2 protein-coding genes are annotated in these 2305 nt (G+C 59.8%); both read right to left on the reverse strand.

Annotation, left to right across the window (positions count from 1 at the left end; all coding sequences use genetic code 11):
* Window positions 1-158: 158 nt before the first annotated feature.
* Window positions 159-1874, reverse strand: coding sequence for a recombinase zinc beta ribbon domain-containing protein (locus ACH2ED_RS04065; RefSeq protein ID WP_395088934.1), 1716 nt, complete (start codon window positions 1872-1874; stop codon window positions 159-161).
* Entirely contained in the window at window positions 1871-2059 is a 189-nt protein-coding gene (locus ACH2ED_RS04070) for a hypothetical protein (protein ID WP_395088935.1), read from the reverse strand. Before ACH2ED_RS04070 ends, ACH2ED_RS04065 begins: the two co-directional genes overlap by 4 nt.
* Between the last annotated feature and the right edge of the window lie 246 nt (window positions 2060-2305).

The raw sequence follows: 2305 nt of genomic DNA on the forward strand, positions 1-2305 counted from the left end.
TGCTCATTAGAGCACCTCGCTCGCGCTACGGGCATCAGGGAGCCGCCAGAGGGTATCTGGCGGCAGGTCAAAGAGGGTGAGTTGGTTAGCTTTGGGTGCGATCACGGAATAACCCCACATTAGGTTGCAACGTGAGGCAGGCAGGGTCAATAGCTCGCTCAGGAGTTAGATATGCACGCAGTAGGCGTGCACTGGTTCCCTAAATTATCGAACCTCCCCTCTACGAAACCGCAAGAACTGTCCGTTTGAGTATTCTGCTCAAACGGATTTTCTATTATCAGGCTAAAAGTGCCCTGAATCTCTTTGGTTTCGCCATCTCGTCCCGTCAGATCAATTCGATCCACCAGTGACGCTACAATAGTGCGTTGCTCCTCCGGCGTGGCCAGCTCCCATGTCTCAGGAAGATCGGCCCATGCACGGCACGCCACCGATGCGGAGATGCGCCGACGGCTGGAGCGGAGGCTTGTCGTAAGCTGTGCGATGCGCGCCTCCAGACGCTCTCGCTGCTTTTCTTGCTCCCCCAGTGCTTCCACCAAAGGTGGCAGGGCATCTGGGGCGATAGCGGCGGCCTTTATGGCTGCCACTAGGTTGGTGATCTTGCGCTTGGCCTCCTGGAGGTTGCGGCGCACACGGCGTTGCTCGTCCTCCAGCTCCTCAGCCCGGCCCGCGGTAAGCTGCTCGGCGGCGGCTTCCATCCACTTACGCATTCGAGCAGGGTGAGCAATCGTGCGGAAGATCTCTTCCAGAAGGGCACTCTCCAGGGAAGCAGCGTTCACGCGGCGCACGGGGCAGGCACTCGCTTTGTAAGCACGGGCATGAGCGCACTCATAGTAAAGAACCTTGCCTGCCTTACCTGTGGCCCAAGACGCGCTCATAAGGCTTCCGCAGTGGTTGCAGCGCACTAATCCACGCAGCAGGTACTCTTCCTCACCATGGGCGCTTCGGTTATAGGTGACAGTGCCGCGCTTGCCGCTCTGACGAGCGCTGGCCATCGTTTCCAGGCGAGAGAGAATGCCCTGCGCCTCCTCCCAGAGCGCACGGGGCACCAAGGGGGCATGGGCGGTGAGATTGACATGATCGCCCCAGTGCAGCTCTCCTGCAAAGACAGGCGAGGTGAGTAGCGACCGGGCGCTCTTTGCGCTCCACTCACGCTCGGTGTGCTGGCGCAGGTACTCGACGGTGGGAGCGAGCGTTCGGTGCTTGACCACCAGGCGCAGTGCCTCTTCGACATGGCCAATCTGATCGGGGTGGGCAATGGCAACGCGGGGAGCCCGGCGCACCTTGCCACCCGAGAGCGGGACATCTACCATGCCAGGTGCCGTGATGGTCATCATCCCATAGGGATAGACCCCACCCGGCCAGTAACCCTGGACAACGGCATCGCGCTGGTGGGAGCGCACGGCCTCTCCGACAAAGGCGGCGTAGGCACCATCACGGAAAAGATAGGCGGCCTTCATCACCTTGCCCCCTGCTCCAGCATCGAAGCGGTCTTCGGTGACCCAGATGGCGATACGCTCCTCGGTGAGCAGGTGCTCCGCAACACTGTAGGTCGAGCCACGGGCCACGCGATCCATGCGCACGGAAACCAGGACATCGAAGACACGCTTCTCGGCCAGTGCGAGCACTTCTTTCCAATCGCTCCGCTTGAGAGTGGTGCCAGTTTTCTCGCCACGGATACAGGTGATAAGCTGCCCGCCATGCTCCGAGATGTAGCGCCCTACGGCGAGCTTACAGAGGCGCTCTTGGGCATCGAGGGAGGTGTCCGCGCCGATGGCCTGCTCATCATCGGAAAGGCGCGAGAGAATGACGAAACGCAGCGGGCCGCAATCTGACCAGTGGGCAGCACGCTGAAGGGAGATAGCTTTCTTCTTCATGGCTTTGGGTTCCCCTCCCCGGTGGCGTTCTCCTGCTCGCACTGCGCTCGGCGGCGCTGTTGAAGCTCTAGGACAAGCACGGTGGCCCGTGTAAAACGCGCGATGGTGCCATGATTCCCTGTGGTGGCATGAGGCACCAGGGAGACGTGCGTGCGGCGCGAGCGACTTGTCCGAGGAGTGAGCACTAGAGCTGCCCCTCACGGGTTACATTCCAGGCTATCCGATTCGTAAAGAGTGCCTCCAGGCTGCGAGTAGACGCTCTATAATTTCGGTACTTCATGCCTTCTATTGTAATCACTGGTTACATATTTGTCAAGAGAGAATTATACTATCAGTTAAATTCTTAACGAGCTCTTCGGGAGCCACTCCCACGGCATCCGCATAGCGGCGGAGCGCAGAGAGCTTCGGGTTTCCTGCCTTCTCCATCTTCA

The organism is Armatimonas sp. (assembly GCF_043757465.1).
Classification (GTDB): Bacteria; Armatimonadota; Armatimonadia; order Armatimonadales; family Armatimonadaceae; genus Armatimonas.